The organism is Sphingomonas sp., from assembly GCF_035317925.1.
GTDB lineage: Bacteria > Pseudomonadota > Alphaproteobacteria > Sphingomonadales > Sphingomonadaceae > Sphingomonas_I.
Genome location: NZ_DATHFV010000190.1, coordinates 1 through 5,267, shown reverse-complemented (window position 1 = coordinate 5,267; position 5,267 = coordinate 1). Strand labels below are relative to the sequence as shown.

The window sequence follows — 5,267 nt, the reverse complement described above, 5'->3', positions numbered from 1 at the left end:
ACGGCGCGCTCGACAAGGTGAGCTTGCAGACCAATTTCGACACCGTGCCGGGTCCCAATTCGCTCGCCGACCAGCTCAAGATCGTCGCCCGCCTGATCGGCGCGCGCAAGGAGCTCGGTGCGAAACGGCAGGTCTTCTTCGTCTCGCACGACGGGTTCGATCAGCACAGCAACCTCGTCGCCAAGCATTCGGAATTGATGGGCAAGGTCGATGAGGCGCTGGCGGCCTTCTATGTCGCCACGGTCGAGATGGGCGTGCAACGCCAGGTGACCGCCTTCACCGCTTCCGATTTCGGCCGCACGCTCGCCAACAATGGCGACGGATCGGATCATGGTTGGGGCAGCCATCATTATGTGGTCGGCGGGGCGGTGCATGGCGGGCATTATTACGGCACCGCGCCGCACGTTTCGGTCGATACGGACGATCAGGTCGGGCAGGGGCGGCTGCTGCCGTCGACCTCGATCGACCAATATGCGGCGACGCTCGCGCGCTGGTTCGGCGTGCCCGACAGCGAGATCGCGACCGTGCTGCCCAATATCGGCAATTTCGACCGCACGCCGCTCGGCTTCGTGTAAGGCCGCTCCCAAAGGAGACCCAAATGGCCGAGAAGTTCGAACGGCATCGTCAGCCGTGGCGGCAGGACGAGGTGCAGAAGCTGCACACGCTGGCGAAGAAGGGCATGCCGCTGCGGCAGATCGCCAAGGCGCTGACGCGGAGCGAGGAATCGGTCAAGGACCGGGCCAAGGCGGATGGGTTGAGCATCGCCAAGTTGCATTAAAGCCCGAACCGTCACCCCGGACTTGTTCCGGGGTCCACGGTGCCGGGCGGACAGCGCTTCAATTTCGAGCGGCGCGCTTGCCGCTGGGTGGACCCCGGAACAAGTCCGGGGTGACGGGGTGGCTTAAGCCGCCTGTTCGAGCTGCTCGCTGGTTTCCATCCACGCCGCCTCGATCGCTTCCAGCTCGGCCTGGACGTCCGCGCGGCGCTTCATCAGATCGCCCATCGCCAGCTTGGCGAACCGCGGCTCCGCCTTGCTCGAATCGAACATGGCGAGGTCGATCGCGCTGCGGTCGGCGGTGAGTTTGGCGATCGCTTCCTCATGGTCGCGCACCTGCTTGCGCAAAGCCTGGGCGGCTTCGCGCTCGGCGGCGGCGGCCTTCTTGTCCTTCTTCGAACCCTTCGCGCCGTCGCCCTTGGGCTGGTTCTTGCCGAGGATCATGTCGGTATAGTCTTCGAGGCTGCCCGCATATTCGCGCGCGGTACCGTCGTCGACCAGCACCAGCCGGTCGGCGGTCAGTTCGATCATGTGGCGATCGTGGCTCACCAGCACGACCGCGCCCGAATATTGGTTGAGCGCCTGGACCAGGGCCTCGCGCGCGTCGACGTCGAGGTGGTTGGTCGGCTCGTCGAGGATCAGCATATGCGGCGCGTCGCGCGTGATCAGCGCCAGCGCGAGGCGCGCCTTCTCGCCGCCCGAAAGCTTGCCGACCTTGGTCATCGCCTTGTCGCCGGAGAAGCCGAACCGGCCGAGCTGCGCGCGCACCGCGGCGGGGGTCATGCCCTTCATCATCCGCGTCATATGTTCGAGCGGGGTATCGTCGCCGTCCAGCTCCTCCACCTGATATTGGGTGAAGTAGCCGACGCGCATCTTGCCGGTCGCGTTCATCGCGCCGTCCATCGGCGCCAGCTGCGCCGCGAGCAGGCGGGCGAGGGTGGTCTTGCCGTTGCCGTTGCGGCCGAGCAAGGCGACGCGATCGTCCGGATCGAGCCGCAGGTTGAGGCGCTGCAGGATCGGCTTGTCCGCATAGCCGACCGACGCCATGTCGAGCGTGATCAAAGGCGGGCGCAGCTCGTCCGGATCGGGGAAGTCGAAGCTGAGCGTCGGATCCTCGGCCATCGCCGCGATCGGCTGCATTCGCGCCAGCGCCTTGACGCGCGACTGGGCCTGCTTGGCGGTGGACGCACGCGCGCTGTTGCGGGCGATGAAGTCCTGCAGCTTGGCGCGCTGCGCATCCTGGTTGGCGCGCGCGGCGGCGAGCTGGGCTGCGCGTTCGGCCCGCTGGCGTTCGAACGCATCATAGCCGCCCGCATAGAGCGTGACCTTGCCGCCTTCGAGGTGGAGGATGTTGTCGACCACGCCGTTGAGCAGATCGCGCTCGTGGCTGATCACGACCATCATCGCCGGGTAGGATTTGAGGAAGTTCTCCAGCCACAGCGTGGCTTCGAGATCGAGGTGGTTGGACGGCTCGTCGAGCAGCAGCAGATCGGGTTCGGAGAAGAGCAGGGCCGCGAGCGCGACGCGCATCTTCCACCCGCCCGAATAGGAGTCGAGCGGGCGCTGCTGCATTTCGTCGTCGAAGCCGAGCCCGACCAGGATCCGCGCGGCGCGAGCGGGCGCGCCATAAGCGTCGATCGCGATCAGCCGGTCGTGCACTTCGCCCAGCCGGTGCAGATCCTCGTAACAGGTCTCACTTTCCGCAAGTAGGGCCGCGCGTTCGGTGTCGGCGGCGAGCACCTGCTCGATCGGCGTGATGTCGCCGCTCGGCGCTTCCTGCGCGATATAGCCGATGCGGGTGTTGCGCGGCATCTCGATCGCGCCGTCATCAGGCTCGATCTGGCCGATGATCGCCTTCATCAGGGTCGACTTGCCCGCGCCGTTGCGCCCGATCAGCCCGACGCGGCTGCGCGCCGGCAAGGTCGCCGAGGCACCGTTCAGGATCGTGCGTCCGCCGAGGCGCACGGTAAGGCCGTTCACGTTGAGCATGCGGCGCGCCTATCACGGGTAGCCGCGCAAGGGTAGTGCTGCATGTGCGAACAGTGCCGTTTTCCCAGCACCGTCACCCCGGACTTGTTCCGGGGTCCACCAGGCGGCAAGCGCGCCGTGCGAGGCGATAGGGAAAGACGTGCGGCACAGTGGACCCCGGAACTAGTCCGGGGTGACGGGAGAGCTACCGCCCCCGCGAACCGCGACCGGCCACCACCAGATTACAGCGATTGTCATTAGGCCCGCCGCATCGCGACGGATAGGACACGATCGATCAGACGGTCCGGCGCGATCCGCATTGGCCGCCGCAAACCGGGGGGACTATGCGCAACCTATCGATCGCGATCACGGGCCTGTGCATGGCGGCCGCGCCGCTGGCCGCGCAGGAGATCGAGCATGGCACGTTCGTCCAGCGCGGCTGGCTCAACAGCCGCGTCGCGATCGAGCCGATCAGCATCGTCAACAGCAACGGCAGCCAGATCAAGGGCATGCGCCGTGTCGGCATCACCGTGTTCAACGTCGCCTTTCCCGACGAGTTCACGATGGCGGCGAAGAGCCACGGCATGTCGCTCAACCTGATCAGCTCCAGCAGCAGCAAGATCCACACCCGCCTGACCGGCGTCGATCTGGCCGCGCGGCAGAAGATCGCGGACGCGGTCTATGCCGATTTCGTGACGCAGCTGAAAGCCGCCGGGTTCGAGGTGGTCGACGGCAGCGCGCTCGCCGCCGCCGCGCCCGAACTGGCGAGCTGGACCAGCCTGCCCAACGGAACGACCGGCCGTTTCGGTACCTACGTCGCGCCAACCGGCATGGCGGTGCACCCGATGCCGGGCGACAAGGCCGAACGCGCGACCAACGGCTTCTTAGGCGCGCAGATGGTCGCCTTCCGCACGTTGGACCGCACCCAGGCCTATCAGCGATCCGCCTATGTCGCGCACGATGCGAACGTGACCGCGATCGCCGTGACGATGGTGATCGATTACGGCGTCTACAGCTCGTCGGGCAACCGCAAGGGCTTCGGCAAGAAGGTATCGACCGGGTTCGAGGAAGGCGCGACCGTCGCCGCCGGCACGGCGCTGGACAATGCCACCGTCGTGCGCGTGTGGAGCCCCAATTCGGGCGGCTTTCCGACCCAGATGACGTTGCAGCAGCCCGTCATATCGGATGCGGATATCGGCCCGGCGGATGGCGTGAAGGGAGATTGGACGATCACGTCGAACGGGGCCGCGTTCGCGCCGCCCGCGGTGGATGTGGCGGAACGCGCCAATGGCGCGATCGTGACGGCGTTGGTGCAAGGGCGGTAGCCCCGAAGCGTAAGCCCTCCTTTGCACCTTCAGCCCCTCTCCTGCGCGCAGGAGAGGGTTGGTGAGGGTCTTCCTGTTCTACGTGCTTTTCTGTGGGGGAGAGCACAAGGAAGACCCTCACCTCGTACCGCTAGCGCCCCCGCTTGATCCGCTGGATCGCCTCGTCGAGCGCGCCCAGGAAGCGCGAGCGGTCGGCCTTGCCGAAGGGCGCGGAGCCGCCGAGCTGATCGCCGCCCGCGCGCAGATCCGCCATGATCGCGCGCGTCGCGATCGCCCCGCCGATCGAGGCGGCGGTGAAGGGCCGGCCGGTGGGCGAGAGCACGCTGGCGCCGGCCTTGATGCAGCGGTCCGCGAGCAGGATGTCGGCGGTCACCACCACCGTCGCCGGGCCCGCGGCTTCCGCGATCCAGTCGTCGGCGGCGTCGAAGCCGTCGCTCACCACGACGCGGTCGATCAGGGGATGATCGGGCACGCGCAGGTGGCTGTTGCTGACGATCGTGACCGGCACCTCGAGCCGCCAGGCGACGCGATAGATCTCGTCCTTCACGGGGCAGGCGTCGGCGTCGACCAGGATGCGGGGGGTCGTTGGTGGCATGCTGGGGGTCGTCATAGGGGGGCGGGCCGTGGGGAAAAGTGAAAAAAGTGCGATTCCGAACTTGATAACCGCCCCCGTAGGTGGGTGATCCGGACACGAAAACGCCGCCGGCCTTGCGACCGGCGGCGCTTACGCGATCAGGGTTGGATCAGGCGAAGGTGACGCTGGCCTTGCGGCTGCTGCGCAGCACGCCGCCGACGAGGCCGAAGCCGCCGAGCATCAGCGCCCAGCTGGCCGGTTCCGGCACGCTGCCCGTGTCCGCGGCGGGCGTGCCCTGCAGCGCGAAGGCGCCCTGCGGGTATTGGGTCAGATAATCATAATCGACATAGAGCGTCGGGCCGGAATTGCCGTTGGTGGAGTTATACCAGAAGCCCGCATTGGCGCCTTCGGCGCTGGCCTCCAGGAAATACTGGCCGCCCGCGCTGAGCGTGATGTCGGTCAGTCCCGAAACCGAAACCGGCGCGCCGGCATTGCCGAAGCCGCTGACGTTCGCCGCAAGGTTCGACCAGCTGCCAAGCAGCGTGCCGAGACTGCCGCCCGAATTGGTCCACAGGCTGAGCGAGAAGACCTGGCCTTCGCCGTCGCCCGAGATGAAAGCGTCGAT

6 protein-coding genes are annotated in these 5,267 nt (G+C 67.0%); 3 read left to right on the top strand and 3 right to left on the bottom strand.

The window, feature by feature from the left end:
- Both VK533_RS14150 and VK533_RS14145 read left to right on the top strand, forming a co-directional pair.
- Positions 1-575, top strand: a 575-nt coding sequence (locus VK533_RS14150) for a DUF1501 domain-containing protein (protein ID WP_324378749.1), incomplete at its 5' end; no start/stop codon positions are given.
- Between the two features lie 23 nt (positions 576-598).
- Positions 599-778 (top strand): hypothetical protein, encoded by a 180-nt coding sequence (locus VK533_RS14145; protein ID WP_324378747.1) that lies wholly within the window; start codon positions 599-601, stop codon positions 776-778.
- A gap of 123 nt (positions 779-901) precedes the next feature.
- Here the strand turns inward: VK533_RS14145 and VK533_RS14140 are convergent, their stop codons facing one another.
- The gene (locus VK533_RS14140) at positions 902-2,764 is read right to left on the bottom strand and encodes an ABC-F family ATP-binding cassette domain-containing protein (RefSeq protein ID WP_324378746.1); all 1,863 of its coding nucleotides are present in this window, start codon (positions 2,762-2,764) and stop codon (positions 902-904) included.
- Between the two features lie 323 nt (positions 2,765-3,087).
- Here VK533_RS14140 and VK533_RS14135 point away from each other — a divergent pair, with 323 nt between their 5' ends.
- Positions 3,088-4,068 carry a hypothetical protein gene (locus VK533_RS14135; RefSeq protein ID WP_324378743.1) on the top strand — a complete coding sequence of 327 codons (981 nt, stop codon included), beginning with the start codon at positions 3,088-3,090 and terminating at the stop codon, positions 4,066-4,068.
- Between the two features lie 130 nt (positions 4,069-4,198).
- On the opposite strand, the gene VK533_RS14130 is transcribed toward VK533_RS14135, so the two are convergent.
- Together VK533_RS14130 and VK533_RS14125 are read right to left on the bottom strand one after the other, a co-directional pair.
- Complete coding sequence (locus VK533_RS14130; RefSeq protein WP_324378741.1) at positions 4,199-4,663, bottom strand: YaiI/YqxD family protein; 465 nt, start codon at positions 4,661-4,663, stop codon at positions 4,199-4,201.
- A 148-nt stretch (positions 4,664-4,811) separates the two neighbouring features.
- Positions 4,812-5,267, bottom strand: a 456-nt coding sequence (locus tag VK533_RS14125; RefSeq protein ID WP_324378739.1) for a PEPxxWA-CTERM sorting domain-containing protein, incomplete at its 5' end; no start/stop codon positions are given.